This is a genomic window from Pseudomonas hunanensis, from assembly GCF_013393325.1.
Taxonomy (GTDB): Bacteria; Pseudomonadota; Gammaproteobacteria; order Pseudomonadales; family Pseudomonadaceae; genus Aquipseudomonas; species Aquipseudomonas putida_P.
In genome coordinates this window covers 1-22661 of record NZ_QJRC01000097.1, presented here as the reverse complement: position 1 = coordinate 22661, position 22661 = coordinate 1, and the positions used below count along the sequence as shown (strand labels likewise).

The window sequence follows — 22661 nt, the reverse complement described above, 5'->3', positions numbered from 1 at the left end:
GGGAGAGGCCTTCGATTAATTGGCGAATGTACCTTGCAGGTGCTCGGCACGAAATTCCAGGGTCTGTGGCCGGTACCCGGAGCGCAGCGGCGGCACCGGCAGGCAATCTTTCCACTCGGCTCCCGGCTGCAACTCACCCGGTCCACGGTAACGCGGGGCGTTGTAGGTATTCTCGGCCAGGTTCACGGTATCGCCCGGCGCATACGCCGCTACCCGCCAACGAAGCTCGGTGAGCGGGGCCTTGTTGCCGTTTTTCATGCGTACCTGCAGGGCGCGGTCGGCAGGGCACTGCTCGGGAGCGTAGCTCAGGCGCAGGTCCAGGCGGGCCAATTGCGAGGCTTCGCGGTTTTCCTGCCAGGCAACGAACAGGGCTACCAGGCCCAGGCCGCAAACGGCGGCCAGCGAAATCGGCAAGGCCTTGGCCGGGTAGCGCAACAGCAGCACCAGCCAGGTGAGGATGAGGAAGGCACCGATGATCATTGGGCTTGAAGACCTTGGTTGCGCGGGGTCTGACCATCGTAGCCTGAAATGGGGGAGGGCTCAAAAGCGCGAGGGCTTCGCCCTCGTGTCGAGAAAGGGCCGCAAAGCGGCCCCAGGGGTTTACTTACTGCGCAATCGTCTTGACCGAAACACCTCGCTCCACCGGCGTCGATGTCCGGCCATACACATCCTCGAAGCGCTCGATGTCATCCTCGCCCAAATAACTGCCGGACTGCACTTCGATGATCTCCAGCGGGATCTTGCCTGGGTTGCGCAGGCGGTGCACCGATGCGATCGGGATGTAGGTCGACTGGTTTTCGGTCAGCAGGAACACGTTCTCGTCGCAGGTGACCTCGGCGGTGCCGGACACCACGATCCAGTGCTCGGCGCGGTGGTGGTGCATCTGCAGCGACAGGCTGGCACCCGGCTTGACGGTGATGTGCTTGACCTGGAAGCGGCCACCCATGTCCACCGAGTCGTACGAGCCCCACGGGCGATACACTTCCAGGTGGTTCTGGGTTTCAGTGCGGCCCTGCTCGTCCAGGGTCTTGACCATCTGCTTGACGCCCTGGACCTTGTCCTTGTGGGCAATCATCATGGCGTCCTTGGTTTCGACCACCACGATGTTTTCCAGGCCGATCACCGACACCAGCTTGCCGTTGCCGTGGATCATGCAATTGCGGCTGTCCTGCACCACCACGTCGCCCTTGGTGACGTTGCCGTTGTCGTCCTTCTCGTGCACTTCCCACAGCGATGACCAGCAGCCCACGTCGCTCCAGCCGGCCGACATCGGCACTACGCAGGCGCGCTGGGTTTTTTCCATCACCGCGTAGTCGATGGAGTTGTCCGGGCAGCAGGCGAAGGTGGCTTCGTCGATGCTCAGCACATCGCCGTCTTCCTCGCTGCGCTCCAGCGCCAGCACGCAGGTGTCGTAGATGTCGCCGTCGTGCTTTTTCAGCTCTTCGAGGAAGCGGCTGGCGCGGAACAGGAACATGCCGCTGTTCCAGAAGTAGCCACCGGCCTGGACGAACTCGGCGGCGCGTTTCTCATCGGGTTTCTCGACAAACTGGGCCACGCGTGCCACGCCTTCGGGCAGCAGGGCATCCTGGCTGGAGCGGATGTAGCCGTAGCCGGTTTCCGGCTTGGTCGCCGGCACGCCGAACAGCACCATCTCGCCACGCTCGGCGGCGATGGTGGCCAGGGCCAGGGCGCGCTGCAGGGCCTTCTGGTCGTCGATCACGTGGTCGGCTGGCAGCACCAGCATCAGCTCGTCGCGGCCTTCGTTGACCAGTTTCATGGCGGCCATGGCCACGGCCGGCGCGGTGTTACGGCCGAACGGCTCCATCAGGATGCCTTGGGTTTCCAGCTTCAGCGCAGCCAGCTGTTCCTGGACGATGAACTTGTGGTCCTTGTTGCAGACCACGATCGGTGTGTCCATGCCTTCGAACGCCAGGCGCTCGATGGTTTGCTGGAACAGGGTGTGTTCGCCGGTCAGGGCCAGGAACTGTTTTGGGAACTGCTTGCGCGACAGAGGCCACAGACGCGAACCGCTACCACCAGAAAGAATTACCGGGATCATCATGTTTCTCCAATAGTCGTTAAAGGCAGGGGGATCAGTTGCTAGCCACGGGGCGAGTTACCCACACCGGCGACAAGGCGTTGCCGGAACCCGTTACATACAGCACGGCGGCTTCGCCGCGCTCCAGGGCGACGGGTTTCACGTCACCCACTTTCTTGTCACCTTGGTACAGCGCCAGGTTGACCTTGACCGGGTTGATTTCGCGTTCCCCCCGGCCGTTTGCGGCCACCGGCTTGACCACTTCGGTCTTGCCGTCGGCGGTTTTCAGGGTCAGCTGCTGGTCGCTCAGGTTCTGCACGCGCACCAGGGCTTTCTGCTTGTTCTTGAACGGTGGTTCTTCGATCAACTGCGGGTTGCCGCTGCTGCTGTTGACCAGGGTGTAGTACTTGTCCGAGGCCAGCTTGACCGGCACGCTCTTGCCGCCGACCTGGGCTGTGTAGTCGCCGCCTGGCAGGAAGCTGAAGTCGCTGCTGGCCTGGGCGCCAACCTGCTTGATCTGGGTGTTGCCGACCGAGGCGGCGGCCGGTGCGCTGGCCGCGTTGTACAGGCGCACGAAGGTCGAGCCTTTCGGCGCGCTCGGGCCATACAGCGCGGCATCCGCGCCGGCGAAGGCCTGCATGGAAGCAAGGGACAGGCCGGCCGCGAGGGTGAGGGCTTTGGCAATGGAAGTCTTGGTAGTCATGTGCGTTTCCTCTCTATCGATCAGTGGCGCGTCTGGTTGGACGACAAGGCCAGGTTTTCTTCGGTTTTACGGGTGTTCTTCAGCTGCGCGATCCACTGCGGATCGAAACTGCTGAGGTCGTTTTTCATGGGCAGATAACGCTCGGGGAATTCCCACACCACCACTTGCGGTGCGGCGTTTTTAAAGGCATCGCTTTGCAGGTACTTGAGCATTGGCAGCAGCGGGCCATGGCCGTCTTCTGCGTAGTTGGCGACGTCGCTGTTCAGGGCCTGCTGCAGGGCACCAAGGAAGTTCCAGTGCGGGTTGGCGCTGTAGCTGGTACCCACCAGCGCAACCGGAATCTGCTTATCGGCGAACAGTGCGTCCCCCGCGTCACCCTCGGCATCGACCGGGCGGGTGGTGCGCTGCTGCAGGTTGTCCGGGGCCGGCAACAGGTTGCTGAACAAAGGGTCCAGTGGCAGGAAGTTGGTCAGGTCGCCTTTGTAGGGCGCGGTGCTGCCAGCTTCGGTGACGAAGGTTTGCGGGTCACCGTTGAGCAGGTTCTGCCGGCTTACCGCCTCGGCCAGCGTCTGGGCGGCGACTTCGGCGCCCATTGGTGTCCAGTGGGTGTCGGTGCGCAGGAATACCTGGCCGCGGGCTTTGGCTTGTTCCATGGCCGCTTGCAGGTCTGGGGCGAACACGTTGGCCTGGCGTACCTGGGCGTGGAACTGGTTGTACAGGTCATCGTGCAGGCTGGCCGGTTGCTCTTTGCCCAGGTATTCCGAATAGAGGCGCGCCTTGGCCGGGATGATCGCCAGCACCAGCTGGCTACCGTGCTGCTGCAAGGTGTCGCGCACGCCACGGATCAGCGCCAGGTTTTCCTGCATCAGTTGTTCGGCACCGGCGGTGGGCTTGAACTCTTCGTCGCTGAACAACCACTGGTCGCGGCCCAGCACCACACCGGGGCGGCCCTCGTTGAACAGCTTGAAGTCCATGGCCGCCCAAAGGTTCGTGCCCAGGCGCTTGATCGGGAACTCGTCGTCGTAGTGGGTCTCGGCGGCCTTGGCCAGCTTGCCGTTGAGCAGTGTCATCTGCTCGGTGCGCTGAAAGCTTTGCAGGCCACCGGTGGACCACACGCCCATGCCCACCAGCAAGCCAAGGAACGACAGGGAATAAGTGATGCGTAATGTGCGGTTCATGTCATCGGCCTCAGAACTGGAAGTACAGGAACGGCGAGTAGCTCTGCGCCGAAAGCTTGAGGATCGAGGCGACGAACAGCAGCAGAATCAGGGCGCGGGTCATCACCCGGGTCCAGTCCAGGCCGATCGAGCCATCGCTGTTCACCTGCACCGGGGTTGCCTTGGGCGTCGGTTTGGCATTGCGGTAGAAGTCGCGTAGGCCGAAGAACGCCAGGGTGAGGTAGGCGATGACCAGGGTCGCCACCTGCAGGCCGGTCAGCTGGGCACTGTTGAGTTCCGACAGCTGCCAGTCGCCGAAGCTGAACATGGCGCCGTACATGCGGCCGGCCACGTGCAGGTTCTCGGCGCGGAAGATCACCCAGCCGACCACCACCAGCAGGAAGGTGAAGGCCCATTTGACCGGGTTGAAGCGCTGCGGGTTGGTGTCGATGCCCAGCGCGCGTTCGATGGCCAGCCACATGCCGTGCCAGGCGCCCCAGATGATGTAAGTGAAGTTGGCACCGTGCCACAGGCCGCCCAGCAGCATGGTCAGGAACAGGTTGCGGTAGGTGTTGAAGGTGCCTTTGCGGTTACCGCCCAGGGTGATGTACAGGTAGTCGCGCAGCCAGGTCGACAGGCTGATGTGCCAGCGCCGCCAGAACTCGGTGATCGATTGGCTGATGTATGGCTGCTTGAAGTTCTCCATGAAGCGGAAGCCCATCATCAGGCCCAGACCGATGGCCATGTCGCTGTAGCCGCTGAAGTCGAAGTACAGCTGTGCGGTGTACGCCAGCGCGCCCAGCCAGGCATCGCCCGTGGTCGGGTTTTGCAGGGCGAAGCAGTGGTCGGCGACCACGGCCAGGGTGTCGGCGATGAACACTTTCTTGATGAAGCCCTGCATGAAGCGGGTGCAGCCTTCGGAAAACTTGTCCAGGGTGTGGGTGCGGTTGTTGAATTGCTCGACCAGGTCCTTGAAGCGCAGCACGGGGCCTGCGATCAGGTGCGGGAAGATGGCCACGAACGCGGCGAAGTCGATCAGGTTGCGAGTAGCCGGGGTGTCGCCACGGTAGACGTCGATGATGTAGCTGATCGACTCGAAGATGTAGAACGAGATACCGATCGGCAGCAGCACGTGGGTGAGGATGAACGGCTCAAGGCCGAACGAGGCCATGATCGCGTTGAGGCTTTCGACGCCGAAGTTGGCGTACTTGAAGTAGCCGAGAATCGCCAGGTCGACACCCACGCCAAGCAGCAGCCAGCGCTGGGCGGGCTTGGTGCGCACACCGGCGGCACCCACTTTGAGGCCGATCCAGTAATTCCACAGGGTGACCCCGGCGAACAGGGCCAGGAAGTCCACCCGCCACCAGGCATAGAAGATGTAGCTGGCGATCAGCAGCAGCAGGTTGCGATAACGTTGCCCGCTCAGGTAGTACAGGCCGAGGAAGATCGGCAAGAACAGGAACAGGAACACGTTGGACGAGAAGACCATCCCGGTTCTCCTAATTTGTTCACAGCATCCAGGGCAAAGCGCCCCCCAAACCCCCCAGCAAAAAGCTGGAGGAAACCGTTGTCACTTCATTCCTGATGGGCCGCAAAGCGGCCCTAACCCAGGCGACATCTATTTCTTGCTCTCTGCGTTCGGGTCGTAGACCCGGGTCAGGTCGCCGCCCAGCCGGAAGCTGTTGAACGGCTGCATGCCGTGCTTGCGCTGCAGGGTGTCGCCGACGCAGTGGTACAGTTCGCACCAGGGTTCGAGCCAGGCATACTTGCTGTCGACCTTGAGGTCCTTCATGTCCTGCTTCTCGCCGGTGCGGGCCTTGAACTGGCTCGGGTCGCGGGCACCGGCCAGTACGCCTTCACCCAGACGCTGCAGGGCGAAGTTGTTCTCTTTGCGCAGGTCCACGCCATTGGCCTGGGCAAAGCTGGCAATCATCGCCAGTGGCGGCAGGGCATAGTTGTGGTAGGCCAGTGCGCGCTGCTTGCGCTTGATTTCGTTGGGCAGAAAGCCCTGGTCATCCACCTGGTTGGCGCCCACCTTGTATTCCTTCACGGCCCAGTCGAACAGGTCGCGACGGTCGGTGGCGACAGCGGTCGCCATGACCGACCAGGCCGCCCAGTAGCTGTGGTTGTTGATCTTCTCCAGCGGCAGGTCGCTCCAGTCGCGCACGGTCTGTTCAGCCAGGCGGGCGAACCATTTTTCGATGACTTCGGCTTCAGCCTGGTGCGCGGCCAGCGGCTGCGAGTGGGAGAACTTCAGGCGCAGCCACGAGCCGCTCATGCTGCCCAGTGCCCATTTGCGCATCGACTTGCCGGTGTGGTTGTAGTCGGTGGACAGCAATGCGTCGGCGCGCGCCCAAGTGCCCAGCCAGGCCAAGGTGCAATCGAGCTGCGCCGGGCGGCCATCGCGCATGTACTGGCCAACCATCTTGCTCACGCCTTTCTCAAGCGTGGTGATGTCTTCGGTCGACTTGCGGAAGGCCTTTTCCGAGGCAACATTGAGCGTTGCCCGCGCCTTGTCAGAGCCTTCGTATTTGCTGCGAAACTGCAACGCGCCGGTGTACGGCTTGGGCGCCGCTTCGCAGCGGAAATTGCCGTCGCCGGTCTTGAGCTTTTCGATCCCCTCGTAGTAACCCTGCGGGGGTACCAGCGCAGCGTGCGCGGCACCGCCAAACAGGGCCAAAGCGAGCAGGGCGGGGCTGGAAATTCGCTTCAATAGGGTCATGGATCGCCTCACTGGCCGGCCTGCGCGGTCTGCGCAGGCACGGCGAAGTTGTTGCGTTTGCAGAGCTTGGCCTCGACCTTCTGGGTGCCGCTTTCCGGCCCCTGTACCTCGAACGCCAGCAGGCCCTGGCTGGCCCAGTCTTCGTCTTCACGCATTTGGAAGACGAAGCGGCCGTCGGTGTCGGAGGTTTCCGGTTTTTCCAGCTTGATGTCCTCGTGGCGGCCGTTGAGGTACCAGAGGGTGGCTTGCAACACCTTCACCGACGGGTCTTCGAACTTCACGTCCATCTGCAGGTTGCGGTTGATCAAGTCTTTGATCACGCCGCCCTTGCCGTTGACCATCAGCTCGTTCTTGCCGGGCTTGAGGGTGGTGCTGGCGCTCATCAGGGCAGGGCGGTCGTCGCAGCCGTCATCGAGCAGGCCAAGGATTTGCCGCCAGATGGTTTCCTGGTCCAGGCGGTACAGCGGGGAGAACTCCCACACCAGGATCTTCGGCGGGTGCTTCTGGAATTCCTCGCTGCCCAGGTACTGGATCATCGAGCCCTCCAGGCCACCGCCAGGGAAGGCGACGTTGAGCACGTCGGCGCCGATGTATTGCTCGAGGAAGCCCGAGAAGTTGTAGTTCTTGCCACTGTGGCTGGTGCCGACCAGGGTGATCTGCGCGTTGCCGCCGTCACCGAACAGGTCGTCGCCGCCGCTCGAACCTTTCGGCTCGGTGGCGAACTGGTCCATGTACTGCACCGCGTAGCTGGTGCCGCACAGCTGGCCGGCTACGTTATGCAGGGTGCCGGTCTTGCCCATGCGCCCGGACTTCTTGGTCTCGAATTCCTTGCGCGGTATGCCTTCGAAGGCCGGCATCTTGTGCACGGTGTCGGCCACGATTTTTGCCGCGCGCTCGGCGCCATAGGGCGTCCAGTGCTGGTCGCCACGGAAGTAGAAGTCCTTGCCCTGGTCGGCGGCGGCCAGTTGCTCGTTGGTCAGCGGCGACAGGTCGGGCACGTTGTAGCCCATGCTGGCGAAGCGCTTGAGCATGGCCTGGTAGTTGCCCAGGGCCTTTGGGTAGTCGAAGGCGGCTTTCTCGGCCGGGTTGAGCATGTTGCGGTTCACCAGGCCACGGGTCGGCTGGTACACCACCACCAGTTCCACGCCACGCTTCTTGAACGCGTCGTGCACTTGTTGCAGGCGCTTGTAGCCGGCCGGGGTGGTGGTGAACTCGGTGCGCAGGTCTTCGCGGGTACGGAACAGCCAGTCACCCTTGGCCTGCACCAGCGTGGTGAAGTTCTGCTGGTAGCGGGTGGTGTAGCGGCTGGCATCGTGCGCTTCGGGGCACAGCTGGCAGCAGGGCTCGGCGCTGAAGGTCGGGGCCTTGACGTCTTCGGCGCGCACGCCCTGGCTGATCGCCAGAAGGGCGGCGGACAGGCCCAGCAGTTTCATCAGGTGTGGAGTCATGGTCTGGGCTTCCTTAATCGATCATTTCGGTCTGGCGTTCGACCGGGTCGATCAGCACAGCCTTCTGCTGGCGTACCAGCAGGTCGAGGATTTCGTCCTGGCGCTCGCCCAGCACGCCATTGAGGCTGATGCCGCTGGCCTTGCGTGGGGCGAGCATGGACACCTTGTACAGTTCGACCGACAGCGGCGAGTCGATCGACAGCGGGCCGGAGCCATTGGCCGCCAGCTCGCCACCCACCACGATCAGCGACACCTTGGTGTCGAACGGGTCGAGGGCAATATCGCGGTCGGTGTCGGACAGGTCCTTGATGTGGCCGTACACGCCGACCAGGCCGTTGGCCATGGCGACGTTTTCGTACAGACGAATGTTCACGCTGTTGCGCACGCGGATGCCGTGGCGGCGGTTGTTGATCAGCTTGTTGCCCCAGATCAGGTTGTCGCCACTTTCGTACAGGGTGATGCCGTCGGTGTGGTTGCGGTAAATCTCGTTGTAGGCCACCAAGTTGTTGACGCTGTTACGGTCGATCACTACGCCCGAGAGCTTGTTGTCGTAGCTCTTGTTGTTGATGATCCAGCTGTCGTTGACCTCACGCGAAACGATGATGCCGTGCTTCTTCTTGGTGCCGTACACCGTGTTGCCGGCGATGATCAGGCGGTGCGAGCGGTCGTGCGGGTCGATGCCGTAGACGATGTTGTCGCGGTAGGTGCTGTCCTTGACCACGAAATCCTGGGTTTCGTAGCAATAGAAGCCGTACCACATGTCGCTGAATTCCGAGCCGATGATCCAGCCGGTGGGTTCCGGGCGGCCCATGCGCTTGGCCATGTTCGGCGTGTACTGCGAAATGCTCACGCCATACGACTTGGACTTGGCGTAGCCGAAGCTGGCCATCCTGGTGTTGATGATGTAGGTCTCGGTGCCGCCCCACGACAGCAGGAACGGGCGGAATTCCTTGGGCGAGCGGAAGGTGGCCGGGCCATTGTCCTTTTCCCGCCAGCCGGTCACCTGGGTGTCGGTGACGAACAGCTTGCCGTCGTTGACCAGGAACGAACCGCCCTCCTGGGACAGGCGCAGCTGCTTGACCTTGCCGTCGATCTCGAGGATGCCCTTTTGCCCGACCACGATCGGCAGGCGCGCCAGGTACACACCGGGCTCGACTTCGCTGAGGTACTGTTTGGGCACCTTCTTGCTCAGCTCGACCAGGTCGACATGGCCGTCATCGACGAAGATCGCCTGCGGAATGCCGTGCTGGCGCTGCACCCACTCGGCTGCCTTGTTGTCGCCGCCGACGAACTCCTTGAGGGTGTCCTCCTGGAACATGCGGCGCAGGCTGACCTTGCCTTTGTGGCTACGGTCGATCTTCTTCTGCACCGCCTCGGCGGTGAAACCGGTCAAGTCGGGCAGCTTTGGCGGGTCCATCTGCAGCGGTTCGATCGGTGCGCTGGCCACTGTGTAGGTCTTGGCCTGCTGCAGCTCCTTGGCGATCACCTGGGGTTCTGCGGCAGCGGCCAGGCCGCTGGCCAGCAGCAAGGCGCTGGCCAACAGGCTGTGACGTAAGTGCGGGTGAAGGTTCATAACGGTCAGTCCCCTACCGGCCTCAGAAGCGCCAGATCACATCGACGAAGGCGCGGTGCATGTACGAGTCCGCTTCCTTGCCGTAGGCATCGCCCGGCTTGAATACACCGGCACGCAGGCGCACCAGAGCGGACGGCTCGTCGATGGCCTGGCTCATCGATGCCGGCAGTAGGCCTTGCTTGAAGTACTTGGTCACGACCACGTCCATTTCCTGGCCAAGGTCTTTTTCGCCGTCGACCAACGGGCGGTTCACGCCGTTGTCGTTGACCACCGCGTTGATGCCGCTGGAGCCGATGTTCTGGTTACCGTCGACCCGCCAGAATTTGTGGTAGATCAGGCTAGCGTCGTAGTCGTCGCGCAGCTGCCAGGAGGCGAACAGGGTGGCTGCCTGCAAGTTGCCCAGCTCGCCACGGAAAGCTTCGCCGAAGCGGTGCACGCGCGAGCGGGTGCCGGTGAAGTTGGAGCGGTTGCTCTCAAGGCCGGTCTGCTCGAAGTTGTTCGAGCCGTCGTCGCCACCACCGCCGCTGCCACGGGCGTAGGCCGCACCGACCTGCCATTGCGGGTCCAGGCGCAGGCGAATGCCAAGGTCGGTGGCCCAGGCATTGACGTCGCCGCTCTGCTTGCCGGTGGCAACCTGATCGTTGCCGACGGCCTGGCTGCTGAGGGTGTCGCGGTCACCGGTCAGCCAGGTGACGCTACCCCAGTAGTTGACGGTGTGGTCGTTGCGCCAGTTGTAGGCGTCGCTGTTGGCTTCCAGGCCCAGCCAGGTCAAGTCGCCAGTGCGGGTCTTGTCCAGCGCGTCGACGGTTTCGCCGGGGTTTTTCAGGCTGCCGCTGTCGTGCGTATGGTGTGCCCGCACGCCAACCCAATGGCCAGGCGTCCACTGCGTGGCGACGTTGCCGTAGATGTGGGTGCGGTCCTTGTCTTCCGGGGCCAGTTCGGTGAGGTCAGTGCGGTACTCGCTGAAGCGCTGGGCCACGCCCAGGTCGGCCTTGAGCAGGGTGGTGTCGAAGGTCCAGTTCAATGCTTCGATGTTGGTGTCGCGCCACATGCCATCGTCGCTGCGCAGGCGCTGGCGGCCGAAGCGCAGTTGCTCGCCGGGGTAGGCGGTGAGGCCGCTGTAGCCGACCCAGAACTCGCGCATGGCCAGGTAGCTTTTGTCCGGCTGGCGGCTATCGTCGCCGGTTTCGGTGCTGGTGCCGTCGTCGTTCTGGCGCAGGGTGTCGGTTTCGATGGTGTCGGTGGCGGCGACGGCCTGGCCCATGGCATAGGCACTCCAGTTACCGCGCTCGCCGTACACCCAAGGGCGCAGGTCCAGGCCCAGGCCGTTGACGTCTCCGCCAGGGCGGGTGCCCAGGTCGCGGTCGTCTTCCGACTGGCCGGTGATTTTCACGTCCAGGCCAAAATTCTTTTCAGCGGTCATTTCCGCCAGGGTCGGGCAGGACCACAGCAGGGCGAAGCTCAGGCCGATGCCGGCTTTCACGAAGGGATTGAGCGTCATAGCGAGTCCTCACCGTCTACTTCTTTTTCGTCGTCTTGCAGGGCTTCGAGGGCCAGGGTGCTGTTCGCGCCCTGCGCCATGCTGCCGCGTGCGCGCTTTTCCTGGCCCAACAGTTGCTGGGCCTGGCTGCGCTGGTCAGGCGTGAGTTGCTGGTCGAGTTGCTGCAGCAGTTCGCTCGATTGCGGCGTCGGGTTGGCCTGCGACAGCTGGGCGAACACCCAGGCGTTGCCCGGTTGCGGGCGGATGCCGTGGCCTTCGCTGAACAGCTGGGCCAGGGCATAGTCGGCGCTGTTCTGCCCGCCACGGGCGGCGGCCAGCAGGTGATCGACGGCCTTCTGCGGCTCGACATTGCCCAGGTAGCCACGGCGGTACAGCTGGCCCAGGTAGTAATGGGCGCTGATTTCGCCAGCGTCGGCGGCGGCTTGCAGGTGCTGCTCGGCTTTTTTCGCGTCGGCTGGCAGGGTTTTGCCTTCGTAGTACAGGCGGCCCAGCAACAGTTCGGCGCGTGGTTGTTCGGCCTCGCGGCCCTTGTCGATGTAAGCCATTAGCTGGTCGGTATCGCCCAGTTCGGGGAAGTCGTACAGCAGTTGCGCCAGGCTGACCCAGGATGCCGGGTTGGCGGGGGCCACCTGCTCAAGCAGGTCCTTGGCGGTTTTCTCGTCGGTCTGGCCAAGGCTGCGGTCGGCCAGCACCCGGGCAACGCTGTCGACTCGAGTGGCCGGCACCGCGCCACGGGCGTAGGCGGACTTCAACTGGGCGAGCAGGGCGGCTTGCTGGTCGGCCTGGCCACGCTTCTGGTACACGGTGGCCAGTTCGACGTAGCAGATGTCGGTGCTGTTCAGGGCGGCCTTGCAGATTTTCTCCACGTCGCCCAGGTGCTGGTCGTAGGTGCCCTGGGTGCGGTACAGCAGCACTTGGGCCAGGCCCGCTTCCGGGTTACCGGCGGCGCGCCATTGGTCGATCTGCTGCTGCGCATTGACCTTGGGGAAGCTCTGCGGGTAGCTGAGGTAGAGCATTGCCAGCGGAATCAGGGTATTGCTTTCGCCCTGCTTCGCAGCCTGCTTGAGCAGGGTTTCGGCTTCTTCGCGTTCGGCCTGGGTGCTGTCGGGCTTGGCCACCAGCAGGCGGCCAAGGCGCGCCTGGGCACGGGGCGAAGTGGCCGCCGCTGCGCGGTAGGTGGCCTCGGCTTCCTTGATTTGCGATGGGTCGCGGGTGGCCACCTTGATGTCTGCCAGGCCTACTTGTGCTTCGCTGTAGCCCAGGTCGGCCAGGGCCTTGTAGTTGCGCTCGGCCAAAGCCGTGTCGCCGCGCTTCATGGCTTCGTTGGCCAGGCGCTGGTCAGGCAGGCCGGCACAGCCGGCCAGGGTAATGGCCAGGGCGAGTGTGCACCATGCGAATGGGCGAGCGCTGCGCGCTCGATCGCGACGCAAGGCCGCTCCTACAGGTTGAGTGCCAGGCGACAGATGGGAGAACGACTCGGACCCTGTAGGAGCGGCCTTGTGTCGCGATCGAGGGCAAAGCCCTCGCAACGGCGGCATGCTAGTCATCGCAAGTTCCTCTTACAGCCCACGGGCCACTGCTTTGTCGATCAGCCAGTTCATAGACGGGCCACGGTCGCTGTTGACCGAAGCCGGGCGGCCGGCCAGTTCGGCGGGCATTCCAGTGTCAGGCTTGATCTGCACGCGGATGTCGGAGGACAGGTCTTCGCTGTTGAGGCTGGTGCTGCTGACGATCTGGCCGGTGCGCACTTCGTCTTCGCCGGCGACCTGGAAGTTGACCCGGGTACCCGGCTTGACCTCGTCGAACTGGCGGTAGCTGAAGCGGGCCTCGACCATCGGCGTGGTGGTGCGCGGGATCAGCTGGAAGATCGCCTGGCCTTTGGCTGCGTACTGGCCATCGTCCACCAACTGGCGGGCGACCACGCAATCGCAGGGGCTGGTGAGGGTGCCGGACAGCTGCTTGCCGAACAGTTCTTCGATCTTCGCCGGCTCCAGCTGTGCGTCTTCAAGGTTGCCCTTGAGCATGTCCAGCATGCTGGTGGTGAAGCTGGCCAGTGGCGCGCCCTTGGCGATCTGCCCGCCACTTTCGACCAGGCTGCTCACAGTGCCGTCGCGCGGCATGGTGACGGTGGTGGTCGGTACCGCGACCACACCCGCTTCGGCATGGCTGACGAAGTACATGCCGTACAGCGACTTGGCGACGAAGCCAAAAGCTGCAACGCCGACCACGAACACGCCGAGGGTGACGGTAACGGCCTTGAGCCGGCCGAAGGCGCTCAGGCCCGAACCACCGTCCTTCTGCTTGCGCGCCTTGGTGAAGTTGTCGCGCTGCAGGGTGCTGAGCACGTCGCCGATGCTGATCAGCTCACCGGACAGGTGGCTGGTGATGATGTGCCGCAGCGTGGCGATGTCGCGTGGTTCAAGGTTCTGGAACTGCGCGCCGGTACGGCCATTGTCCGGGTTGTACGAGCGCACCTGGAACTCGATGTCGATCGACAGGCCCAGGTTGTCGACCACGAACTGCAGGCGCCCGCGCAGTACATCGCCTACCGTCAGCTGCTGCTTGGTGTGGAAGCTCAGGCCACCGGCGGAAAGGTCGTCGACCTTCACTTCGTGGGTCTGGCGCTGGGCGTCCAGGAAGCGCAGCTTGGCGGGAATGCGTACCCGGGCGTGTTGGCGCTGGGCTTCGGACTCATGCACGACATTGACGTTCACGGCGGTATTCATGGTGGTTTGTTCCTGTTAGATCCGATCCGGGTTGGGCTCACACGACCATGAACAGCACAGCAACGAAGATGCTGGCAGCCGAGAAGGTCATGGTCCGCGAGGACCAGGTGTTGAACCATTGTTGAAAGCTGGCGAGGTCACGCTTGAGAGCGGTGGGCTGACGCGTCCACGACTGTTTGTCGAGGCGGAAGAACACGTAGATCTTCATCAGCGCGCCGATGATCTGGTTGTAATAGAGAATCAGCGGGTAGGCCGGGCCTACGTTGTGGCCGGAGCACAGCAGCATGATGGTGAGGATCAGGCGGGTAATGCCGATCCACAGCAGGTACACCAGCAGGAAGGCCAGGCCGAACTTGAGGCTGGCGATCACCGCCACGGTCAGGCCCAGCAGGCTGGTCCACATCGACACGCGCTGGTCGAACAGCACGATGCTGGTGAACAACCCCAGGCGGCCCAGGCCCAGGCCCAGTGCGCGGGAGTTCTGCCGCAGGTTGTTGCCGTACCAGCGGTACATCAGCTTGCGGCTGGCTTTGAAGAAGCTTTTTTCCGGCGGGTGCTCGACCGTGTTGATGGCCGCGTCCGGCACGTAGAACGTGTCGTAGCCCAGGCGCATCAGGCTGAACCAGCTGGACTTGTCGTCACCGGTGAGGAACTTGAAGCGGCCCAGGCGCCAGTGCATCAGCGAGTCGCTTTCAACATCGGCGATGAATTCGGGGTTGGTCACCACGCTGGCGCGGAACATCGACATGCGGCCGGTCATGGTCAGCACGCGCTTGCTCAGTGCCATCGAGCACATGTTGATGTGGCGCTGGGCGAAGCGCAGCTTGTGCCACTCGCTCATGATGTAGCCGCCGCGCACCTCGCAGAATTCGTTGGTGGTCAGGCCACCGACGTTGGGGAACAGCTTGAACCACGGTACGGTCTTGCGTACCACGCCATCGGCCAGCACGGTGTCCCCGTCGATCACCGCCACCACGGCGTTCTCGTCCGGCAGCATGCGTGAGATGGCGCGGAAGCCGTAGGCCAGGCCATCGCGCTTGCCGGTGCCGGCGATGCGCACGATGTCCAGCTTCACATGGGCTGGTGGGTTGTATTTGGCCCACAGGCTTTTCACCAGCAGCTCATCGGACATTTCCACCAGTGAGCAGACCACGGTGGTGGGGAAGCCGCAGTTGATCGCCTCGCGGATCACCGAGCTGTACACCTGGGCGGTGGTCAGCGCTTCGATGCGGAAGCTGGTCACCATCAGGTAAACGTGCGACGGGTCGGCAGCAGTGCCCATTTTCTGCACCTTGCGGCGCAGGTACGGGTACACGCCGTAGAGGAAGATCATGCCGCGGATGAAATGGGTGGCGCCCATGGAATAGCGCCAGATGCCGACTGCGCCGACCAGGAAGATGAAGTGCTTCGATTGCGAGTCGAAGATATCGGCTGGCAGGGCCAGGGCGATCAGCATGAGCAGGCTCATGTAGAGCAGCCACCCGGCGCACTGCAACAGCACGGTCTGGAGCCTTTGCATGTTCAGCATCCGTCGAGAATTCGGGGGAGGGTGGGCAGCGCAAGTGGGGAGGGCTTGCGCTGCCCGGTCAGGCACTTACCAGCAGATGCCTTCGGTACGGCTGGTGGTGCAGGTTGGTTTGCTCATGAAACCGACCAAGTCGATTACTTGCTTGCCAGCTGGCGCTTGCTGGGCCAGCGCGCGGAACTGCTCGTCACGGTTGCCGAGGACGATGATGTCGGCGTTGTCGATCACCTGCTGGAAGTTGGCATTGAGCAGCGACGACACATGCGGGATCTTCGATTCGATGTAGTCCTTGTTGGCGCCGTGGACGCGGGCGTACTGGACGTTCTCGTCGTAGATGTCCAACTGGTAGCCCTTGCCGATCAGGCGCTCGGCCAGCTCGACCAGTGGGCTTTCGCGCAGGTCGTCGGTGCCGGCTTTGAAGCTCAGGCCCAGCAGGGCGACCTTGCGCTTGTCGTGGGCTTCGATCAGCTCGAAAGCGTTCTGCACCTGCGATTCGTTGCTGCGCATCAGCGAGTCGAGCAGCGGTGCGCGCACATCGAGACTGGCAGCACGGTAGGTGAGGGCACGCACGTCCTTGGGCAGGCACGAGCCGCCGAAGGCGAAACCTGGGCGCATGTAGTACTGGGACAGGTTCAGCACCGTGTCCTGGCAGACCACGTCCATCACTTCACGGCCATCAACGCCTACCGCCTTGGCAATGTTGCCGATTTCGTTGGCGAAGGTGACCTTGGTGGCGTGCCACACGTTGCAGGTGTACTTGATCATCTCGGCCACCTCGATCGGCTTGCGGATGACCGGGGCGTCAAGCTCTTCGTACAGGGCCTGGAGGATGTCGCCGCTGGCGCTGTCCAGTTCGCCGATAACCGTCATCGGTGGCTGGTCGTAGTCCTTGATGGCGGTGCTTTCACGCAGGAATTCCGGGTTGACCGCGACACCGAAGTCGACGCCGGCCTTTTTGCCCGAGCAGTCTTCGAGGATCGGGATGACCACATTCTTGACGGTGCCCGGCAGCACGGTGCTGCGCACCACGATGGTGTGACGGCGGGTGGTGTCACGCAGCACGTAGCCGATTTCACGGCACACCGATTCGATGTACTCAAGGCCCAGGTCGCCGTTTTTCTTGCTGGGCGTACCCACGCAGATCATCGACACATCGCTGGCACGGATGGCTTCGGCGAAGTCGGTGGTGCCACGCAGGCGGCCATTGGCGATGCCCTGTTGCAGCAGTGCTTCCAGGCCAGGTTCGACGATGGGCGACTTGCCCTGGTTGATCAGGTCGATCTTGGTGCTGGACACGTCCACACCGATCACTTCATGGCCACGCGCCGTCAGGCAGCCTGCACAGACTGCACCCACATAACCCAAACCAAAGATGCTGATACGCATCGCTATCACCTCATGTGTTTATCACGCCGGCGCCTCCGCAGAGTGCCGGGCTGGGTTGATTAACAACAGTTTTCGGGCGCACGGATCCATGGCGAATGCACACTTCGCCGAGCGCAGGCAAAATAAATCCGGAGCGCAAAAAGTTATGCGCTCAAAGTTGGCAGTAAAAAGCCATCAATTAAAAAACGTGCCCTGAAATGCAGCCGTCTTTATTGCAATGCGCTACTTGGCGCGTTGCTGTGCTTGTTTTTTCAAGTGGATAAATCCTTTGAAATCAACCACTAGGACGATTTTTAAGGGGCGCGTATCTCCAGCATGGACACGGTCTTGGGGTGTTCCCGTAGTACCTGTCGAAGTTGTAAGGGCACGGTAGTGGATACCTGCCATTGTCATCTGTAAGTCATCTCTCACAGCCCACAGGCAGGAAAATCGTTACGGCACTATGAGCGATTGCTCCTAGCAGAAGTTCCTGAGCCGGTTTCGCTCGGATGAAAGATTTCTAAATATTTATTCAGTTGTAGGCAGTTTCAATTTGATAGCACGCGGGTGTTTCACCCCCGTGTATCAAGGGTGTAACTGTTACGAGATGTTTTTATGCCAGTATCGGAAAATATTTTTCAAAATTCGTCAAAAAAGGTATGAACGGTCTTATGGCGTTTGGCGATAAAGGTAGGCGTGTCGATTTGTTGGCGCCTGATTTATGGCGTGATGGCGATTTGCATCGTGCCCTGTTGCAGGGCGGAGGGGATGGGGCTTGGCTGATGGCCCCTTCGCGGACACGCCCGCGAAGAGGGCTTTGCAGGCTTAATCGGCAGGGTGATCGCGCAGGAACACCAGATGGTCCGGCTTGGACTGCTCGGCACTGTAGTAATAGCCCTGCACATCGAACTGCTTGAGCTGCTCTGGGTCGCTGATGCGCTGCTGGATGACGAAGCGGCTCATCATGCCGCGGGCTTTCTTGGCGTAGAAGCTGATGATCTTGTACTGGCCGTTCTTCAGGTCCTTGAAATCGACATTGATCACCCGGGCCTTCAGCGCGCTGCGTTTCACCGCGCTGAAGTACTCATTGCTGGCCAGGTTCAGCAGCACGTCATCACCCTGTTCGGCCAGGGCCTCGTTCAGCCATTCGCTGATGCGTGTGCCCCAGAAGGCGTACAGGTCCTTGCCGCGTGCGTTGGCCAGCTTGGTGCCCATTTCCAGGCGGTAGGGCTGCATCAGGTCCAGCGGGCGCAGCAGGCCGTACAGGCCAGAAAGCATGCGCAGGTGGTCTTGTGCGTAACTGAAGTCGTCTTCAGCCAGGCTTTCGGCGTCGAGGCCGGTGTACACGTCACCCTTGAACGCCAGCAGCGCCTGTTTGGCATTGGCGGGGGTGAAGTCTGGGGTCCAGCTGCCGAAACGAGCGGCATTCAGGCCCGCGAGCTTGTCGGACAGGTGCATCAGTTCGCTGATCTGCGCTGGCGACAGTTCGCGCAGCTGCTGGATCAGCGCCTGGGAGTCATCCAGGTACTGGGGCAGGGTGAAACGCTCGGTTACTGGCGGGGTGTCGTAGTCGAGGGTCTTGGCGGGGGAAATCACCGTCAGCATCGGGTCGGCTCCTGGCATCGTTGGCCGAGGATTCTACGGGCTGGGCGGTGCAAGTCCAAACTATGGCGACGATAGTCACAGACCATGGCCGATGCAGGCGCTATAGTTCGCGTTTTGCCGTTGCGGAGCCTTCGACCGTGCGCACTGCCTTTGCCTTGCTGGCCGCTCTGCTGAGCCTGGCCGTGCAAGCCGCCCCTTCACCCCAGGTCAGCCTGGACCGCAGCCTGTGGCCCGAGCAACTGAACAGCCCGGCGCTGTTCGACGTGGCCTCGCGGGCGGAAATCCTTTCGTTCGCCCAGGTGCTGCACGAAAGCGAGTTGCTGGATGACTCGGCGCTGGCGGCGAGGCTGGGGCTGCGGCAGATCAACCTGCAGAAGGTGCGCCAGGTGCGGGCACGTATGTGGCAGCGGTTGTGGGCAGGTTATCAACAGGCGCAGCGCAGTTGCGAGCAGGACGCGTCGTTCTGCTACCCGGTTACGTCGATGGCGGAGTTGCGCACGCAGGCAGCCACGTTCGCTGCTGATGTCGGCACGTTCTATACCGGTTGGGTCGAGCCAAGCCATCAGTTTCATGTGCGCTATCTGGACGAGCAGCTGCGCAAGGCGGCGTTGTTGCCGCAGACCAGTAGCGAAATCGAGCGGTTGTCTTCGCGCGAGCGCAATGGCGACGAATTGAACGACCGTATGTTCCTGCTGACCTTCGTCGGCGGGCCCGGGCCTGAGAGTGGCAGTACCGATTTACTCACCGATTACTTGCGCCGGCAGAAGCTCGAAGGCACGTTCTTCGTGCTCGGCAACCGTCTGCAGCAACGCCGGGATGGCGGGGCTGCGAACGCCTTGCGCCGGCTCTATGGCGGCCAGTGCGTGGGCATCCAGGGTTGGGAGTACCGCTCCCATGCGCAGTGGACCGACTGGCAGGATTCGCTGCGGCGCAGCCAGGCGCGGGTGCAGGCCGACTTGCCGGAACAGTATGTGCCGCTGTTCCGCCCGCCTTATGGCCAGCGCCGGGCCGACGGCGAGGCGTTCATGGCCAGCCAACAGCTGCGGGTATCGTTATGGGATATCGATGCCCAGGATGACGGCGCACTGAGCGCAGAGGCGTCGGCGCAGCGTGTACTGACCCTGATGCTGCTGTGGCGCAAGGGCGTGATCCAGTTCCATGACAGCCTGCCCAAGGCGCAGCCGGCGGTGGAATGGGTGCTGCGCAATACCGCCCAGAGCGGGATTGGCTGGGAGAGTTGCCGAGAATATGGATATAGCGAATAGAGGGTATGACTTCTGAGCGTAGACCCCTCTGGCCCTGCCGCCAAGAGGGCTTCGTCAATCAGAAAAATAAAGTTCAAAAACACGTAAAAATGCTTTTTTTGGTCATGGTTTTTGCGGTATGAAGAAACCAGACAGCCGATTCCTGCAGCACAGGTGGCGTCATCCAGGCCCACCTTGCCAGGTTCGCTTCCCGCCCGTAACAACGCGGATACGGGAACAGCGGCAGTCACTTTGCGGCGCAACAGACCGCGCCGTATGGCTTCGACATAAGGTGACCGAGTATGGATGACCAAGGACGCAACCCTTCCTCCAGCAAGCCAATCCTCTATGTGCTCGATACCAACGTCCTGATTCACGACCCCAACGCGTTACTGAACTTCGAGGAGCACCATGTCGCCATTCCGATGACGGTGCTGGAGGAACTCGACAAGCTCAAGACCGGTAAACAGACCATCGCCGCCGAATGCCGGCAGGCCATCCGCCTGATCGACCAGACCCTTGGTGACGCTTCGCCCAGCGATGTCGAGCAGGGCGTGCCGATCCAGCGCAACAAAAGCGGGCCCAAGGGCTTCCTGTCGATCCTGATGAGCCCGCGCAACGAGCCCAGCAAGTTGCTGCCGGAAAACCTCAACGACAACATCATCATCAACACCCTGCTCGACGTACGCAGCCGGCGCACCGACTTGGACGTGGTGCTGGTCACCAAAGACATCAACATGCGCCTGAAGGCGCGCGCCTGTGGCATTGCGGCCGAGGACTACAGCACCGACCAGTTGGTCGATGACGTGTCCTTGCTGTCCAAGGGTTACCACTCGGTCACCGGCTCGTTCTGGGACCGCGTCAGCAAGGTCGATACCCGCCAGGAGCGTGGCCGTACCTGGCATCGGGTGCAGATGATCGACAACTTGCCAGCCGTGCATATCAACGAGTTCATCATCGATGAGCAGGGCTTCGTCGGCTGGATCAAGGGCATCCGCAACGACGAACTGCTGCTGCTCGACTTGCACCAGGAACCGCTGCTGCACCAGGAAGCCTGGGGCCTGAAACCACGCGACATCCACCAAAGCCTGGCGCTGTTCGCCTTGCTCGACCCGGACATCCACCTGGTCAACCTGACCGGCGCCGCAGGCTCCGGCAAGACCATCCTGGCCCTGGCTGCGGCCATCGAGCAGACCATGGTCAGCAAGCGCTACCGGCGCATCATCGCCACCCGCAGCGTGCAGGGGCTGGACCAGGAGATCGGCTTCCTGCCGGGTACCGAAGCGGAGAAAATGGAGCCGTGGCTGGGCGCCATCACCGACAACCTCGAAGCCTTGCACATGGATGACGAAAGTACCCATGGCAGCGTCGAGTACATCCTCGAACGCGTGCCGTTGCAGTTCAAGTCGCTGAACTACATCCGTGGCCGCAGCTTCCAGCAAAGCCTGATCCTGATCGACGAGTGCCAGAACCTGACGCCGCACCAGATGAAAACCATCATTACCCGTGCCGGCTCCGGTTCCAAGGTGGTCTGCCTGGGCAACCTGGCGCAGATCGACACCCCCTACCTGTCCGCGACCAGCTCGGGCCTGACCTACCTGACCGAGCGTTTCAAGGACTTCCCCCACGGCGTGCACATCACCCTGCAGGGCGTGCCACGCTCGGTGCTGGCCGAGTACGCCGAGTCGCATCTGTAACCCTTGCCGCCGGGCGGTTCGCCGCCCGGCCTCTTCGCGGTCAAACCCTCTGCTCAAACCTGACCCACGGGTTTACACTGGCTGTTCCCTTCACAGGAGCAGAGCAGTGCTGACACATCTTGATTCCCAGGGGCGGGCCAACATGGTCGACGTCACTGAAAAGGCCGTGACCGAGCGCGAGGCCACCGCCGAGGCGCGGGTGCGCATGTTGCCGCAGACGTTGCAGATGATCGTCGACGGTGAACACCCCAAAGGCGACGTGTTCGCCGTGGCGCGCATTGCCGGGATCCAGGCGGCGAAGAAGACCAGCGACCTGATCCCGCTGTGCCACCCATTGATGCTGACCAGCGTCAAGGTCGAACTCAGTGCCGAGGGCCAGGACGCTGTGCGTATCGTCGCCCGTTGCAAGCTGGCCGGGCAGACCGGTGTGGAGATGGAAGCGCTGACCGCAGCCAGTGTGGCGGCGCTGACGATCTATGACATGTGCAAGGCGGTGGACAAGGGCATGGTCATCGAGCAAGTGCGCCTGCTGGAAAAGCTCGGCGGCAAGAGCGGTCACTACAAGGTGCAGGCGTAATGAAGATCAAGGTGATGTACTTCGCCCGTTACCGCGAGCTGTTGGGCGTGGATGCCGAACGTGTGGAGGGGGCGTTCAAGGTGCTCGACGATGTGCGCCAGGCGTTGGTGGCCAAGGGCGGGCAGTACGAAGTGCTGGCCGAGCAGAACCTGATGTGCGCGCGCAACGAAGAGCTGTGCAAGCTGGATGAGCCACTGGAAGAGGGTGATGAAGTGGCATTCTTCCCGCCGGTGACCGGAGGCTGAACATGGCAGTGCGAGTGCAGCAAGGCGCGTTCGACCCGGGGGCCGAGGTCAATGCCATGCATGCGGCCAACGTCGGCGTGGGTGCGGTGGTCGGTTTTGTCGGCTATGTGCGGGATTTCAACGATGGCCGCGAAGTGGCGGGGATGTTCCTCGAACACTATCCCGGCATGACCGAAAAGGCGCTGGCCAAGATCGTGGTCGAGGCCGAGCAGCGCTGGCCGCTGCTGAAGGTGGAGGTGCTGCACCGTATCGGTGCGCTGGAGCCGGGCGAGCCGATCGTGTTCGTCGGTGTGGCCAGTGCCCATCGGCAGGCGGCGTTCGATGCCTGCAACTTCATCATGGACTACCTGAAGACCCGGGCGCCGTTCTGGAAGAAGGAGAATACCGAGGAAGGGCCGCGGTGGGTGGAAGGGAAGCAGAGTGACCAGGATGCGGCGGGGCGCTGGTAGTCAAGGTTGCACCGATTCCCTGTAGGAGCGGCCTTGTGTCGCGAAAGGGCCGCAAAGCGGCCCCGGCAATAGCTGCATTAAAGATG

Annotated in this window: 19 protein-coding genes; 5 read left to right on the top strand and 14 right to left on the bottom strand. The window is 62.5% G+C overall.

All coding sequences use genetic code 11. The features are described 5' to 3' along the window. Window positions 1-15: 15 nt before the first annotated feature. From DM807_RS21215 to yaaA, 14 genes are all read right to left on the bottom strand, one after another. Window positions 16-480 (bottom strand): hypothetical protein, encoded by a 465-nt coding sequence (locus tag DM807_RS21215; protein WP_012274112.1) that lies wholly within the window; start codon window positions 478-480, stop codon window positions 16-18. A gap of 124 nt (window positions 481-604) precedes the next feature. Then, window positions 605-2059, bottom strand: a complete 1455-nt coding sequence (locus DM807_RS21210) for a mannose-1-phosphate guanylyltransferase/mannose-6-phosphate isomerase (RefSeq protein WP_041166587.1) — start codon at window positions 2057-2059, stop codon at window positions 605-607. A gap of 34 nt (window positions 2060-2093) precedes the next feature. After that, window positions 2094-2741 carry an alginate O-acetyltransferase AlgF gene (locus DM807_RS21205; RefSeq protein WP_012274110.1) on the bottom strand — a complete coding sequence of 216 codons (648 nt, stop codon included), beginning with the start codon at window positions 2739-2741 and terminating at the stop codon, window positions 2094-2096. A gap of 20 nt (window positions 2742-2761) precedes the next feature. Further along, window positions 2762-3919, bottom strand: coding sequence for an alginate O-acetyltransferase (locus DM807_RS21200; protein WP_012274109.1), 1158 nt, complete (start codon window positions 3917-3919; stop codon window positions 2762-2764). 10 nt (window positions 3920-3929) lie between these two features. Further along, window positions 3930-5387 carry an MBOAT family O-acyltransferase gene (locus DM807_RS21195; RefSeq protein WP_179027882.1) on the bottom strand — a complete coding sequence of 486 codons (1458 nt, stop codon included), beginning with the start codon at window positions 5385-5387 and terminating at the stop codon, window positions 3930-3932. 129 nt (window positions 5388-5516) lie between these two features. After that, window positions 5517-6620, bottom strand: coding sequence for a mannuronate-specific alginate lyase (locus DM807_RS21190; protein WP_012274107.1), 1104 nt, complete (start codon window positions 6618-6620; stop codon window positions 5517-5519). 8 nt (window positions 6621-6628) lie between these two features. Next, the gene (locus DM807_RS21185; protein WP_012274106.1) at window positions 6629-8068 is read right to left on the bottom strand and encodes an alginate O-acetyltransferase; all 1440 of its coding nucleotides are present in this window, start codon (window positions 8066-8068) and stop codon (window positions 6629-6631) included. 13 nt (window positions 8069-8081) lie between these two features. Beyond that, on the bottom strand, window positions 8082-9641 hold the full coding sequence (gene algG, locus DM807_RS21180; RefSeq protein WP_179027881.1) for a mannuronan 5-epimerase AlgG: 1560 nt from the start codon (window positions 9639-9641) through the stop codon (window positions 8082-8084). Window positions 9642-9663: 22 nt separating this feature from the next. Beyond that, window positions 9664-11142: an alginate export family protein gene (locus tag DM807_RS21175; RefSeq protein ID WP_012274104.1), complete on the bottom strand. Its 1479-nt coding sequence runs from the start codon at window positions 11140-11142 to the stop codon at window positions 9664-9666. Continuing rightward, window positions 11139-12689, bottom strand: coding sequence for an alginate biosynthesis TPR repeat lipoprotein AlgK (gene algK / locus DM807_RS21170; protein WP_012274103.1), 1551 nt, complete (start codon window positions 12687-12689; stop codon window positions 11139-11141). Before algK ends, DM807_RS21175 begins: the two co-directional genes overlap by 4 nt. 12 nt (window positions 12690-12701) lie before the next feature. Further along, complete coding sequence (locus DM807_RS21165; RefSeq protein WP_012274102.1) at window positions 12702-13868, bottom strand: alginate biosynthesis protein Alg44; 1167 nt, start codon at window positions 13866-13868, stop codon at window positions 12702-12704. Between the two features lie 37 nt (window positions 13869-13905). Next, a complete protein-coding gene (locus tag DM807_RS21160) occupies window positions 13906-15387 on the bottom strand; it encodes a glycosyltransferase family 2 protein (RefSeq protein WP_041166586.1) in 1482 nt (493 codons plus the stop codon). Between the two features lie 75 nt (window positions 15388-15462). Continuing rightward, window positions 15463-16779, bottom strand: a complete 1317-nt coding sequence (locus DM807_RS21155) for a nucleotide sugar dehydrogenase (protein ID WP_012274100.1) — start codon at window positions 16777-16779, stop codon at window positions 15463-15465. 804 nt (window positions 16780-17583) lie between these two features. After that, a complete protein-coding gene (gene yaaA, locus DM807_RS21150; protein ID WP_012274099.1) occupies window positions 17584-18363 on the bottom strand; it encodes a peroxide stress protein YaaA in 780 nt (259 codons plus the stop codon). Window positions 18364-18500: 137 nt separating this feature from the next. Between yaaA and DM807_RS21145 the strand changes: the two genes are divergently transcribed. The 5 genes from DM807_RS21145 to moaE all read left to right on the top strand — a co-directional run bounded on the left by DM807_RS21145 (window position 18501) and on the right by moaE (window position 22575). Next, window positions 18501-19628: a polysaccharide deacetylase family protein gene (locus tag DM807_RS21145; RefSeq protein ID WP_060493260.1), complete on the top strand. Its 1128-nt coding sequence runs from the start codon at window positions 18501-18503 to the stop codon at window positions 19626-19628. Between the two features lie 281 nt (window positions 19629-19909). Then, window positions 19910-21304 carry a PhoH family protein gene (locus tag DM807_RS21140; protein ID WP_012274097.1) on the top strand — a complete coding sequence of 465 codons (1395 nt, stop codon included), beginning with the start codon at window positions 19910-19912 and terminating at the stop codon, window positions 21302-21304. 106 nt (window positions 21305-21410) lie between these two features. Further along, on the top strand, window positions 21411-21881 hold the full coding sequence (gene moaC, locus DM807_RS21135; RefSeq protein WP_016489004.1) for a cyclic pyranopterin monophosphate synthase MoaC: 471 nt from the start codon (window positions 21411-21413) through the stop codon (window positions 21879-21881). After that, window positions 21881-22126, top strand: coding sequence for a molybdopterin converting factor subunit 1 (gene moaD / locus DM807_RS21130; protein WP_060493259.1), 246 nt, complete (start codon window positions 21881-21883; stop codon window positions 22124-22126). Before moaC ends, moaD begins: the two co-directional genes overlap by 1 nt. A 2-nt stretch (window positions 22127-22128) precedes the next feature. Continuing rightward, window positions 22129-22575: a molybdopterin synthase catalytic subunit MoaE gene (gene moaE / locus DM807_RS21125; RefSeq protein WP_012274094.1), complete on the top strand. Its 447-nt coding sequence runs from the start codon at window positions 22129-22131 to the stop codon at window positions 22573-22575. Window positions 22576-22661 lie beyond the last annotated feature (86 nt).

What these genes read in the sequence shown, in the direction of transcription:
- DM807_RS21140 (WP_012274097.1), top strand. Translation starts at nt 19,910, where the DNA reads ATGGATGACCAAGGACGCAACCCTTCCTCCAGCAAGCCAATCCTCTAT.
- DM807_RS21155 (WP_012274100.1), bottom strand. Translation starts at nt 16,779, where the DNA reads ATGCGTATCAGCATCTTTGGTTTGGGTTATGTGGGTGCAGTCTGTGCA.
- DM807_RS21165 (WP_012274102.1), bottom strand. Translation starts at nt 13,868, where the DNA reads ATGAATACCGCCGTGAACGTCAATGTCGTGCATGAGTCCGAAGCCCAG.
- moaE (WP_012274094.1), top strand. Translation starts at nt 22,129, where the DNA reads ATGGCAGTGCGAGTGCAGCAAGGCGCGTTCGACCCGGGGGCCGAGGTC.
- DM807_RS21185 (WP_012274106.1), bottom strand. Translation starts at nt 8,068, where the DNA reads ATGACTCCACACCTGATGAAACTGCTGGGCCTGTCCGCCGCCCTTCTG.
- DM807_RS21215 (WP_012274112.1), bottom strand. Translation starts at nt 480, where the DNA reads ATGATCATCGGTGCCTTCCTCATCCTCACCTGGCTGGTGCTGCTGTTG.
- DM807_RS21205 (WP_012274110.1), bottom strand. Translation starts at nt 2,741, where the DNA reads ATGACTACCAAGACTTCCATTGCCAAAGCCCTCACCCTCGCGGCCGGC.
- DM807_RS21160 (WP_041166586.1), bottom strand. Translation starts at nt 15,387, where the DNA reads ATGCAAAGGCTCCAGACCGTGCTGTTGCAGTGCGCCGGGTGGCTGCTC.
- DM807_RS21195 (WP_179027882.1), bottom strand. Translation starts at nt 5,387, where the DNA reads ATGGTCTTCTCGTCCAACGTGTTCCTGTTCCTGTTCTTGCCGATCTTC.
- yaaA (WP_012274099.1), bottom strand. Translation starts at nt 18,363, where the DNA reads ATGCTGACGGTGATTTCCCCCGCCAAGACCCTCGACTACGACACCCCG.
- algG (WP_179027881.1), bottom strand. Translation starts at nt 9,641, where the DNA reads ATGAACCTTCACCCGCACTTACGTCACAGCCTGTTGGCCAGCGCCTTG.
- moaD (WP_060493259.1), top strand. Translation starts at nt 21,881, where the DNA reads ATGAAGATCAAGGTGATGTACTTCGCCCGTTACCGCGAGCTGTTGGGC.
- DM807_RS21210 (WP_041166587.1), bottom strand. Translation starts at nt 2,059, where the DNA reads ATGATCCCGGTAATTCTTTCTGGTGGTAGCGGTTCGCGTCTGTGGCCT.
- DM807_RS21190 (WP_012274107.1), bottom strand. Translation starts at nt 6,620, where the DNA reads ATGACCCTATTGAAGCGAATTTCCAGCCCCGCCCTGCTCGCTTTGGCC.
- DM807_RS21175 (WP_012274104.1), bottom strand. Translation starts at nt 11,142, where the DNA reads ATGACGCTCAATCCCTTCGTGAAAGCCGGCATCGGCCTGAGCTTCGCC.
- DM807_RS21200 (WP_012274109.1), bottom strand. Translation starts at nt 3,919, where the DNA reads ATGAACCGCACATTACGCATCACTTATTCCCTGTCGTTCCTTGGCTTG.
- algK (WP_012274103.1), bottom strand. Translation starts at nt 12,689, where the DNA reads ATGACTAGCATGCCGCCGTTGCGAGGGCTTTGCCCTCGATCGCGACAC.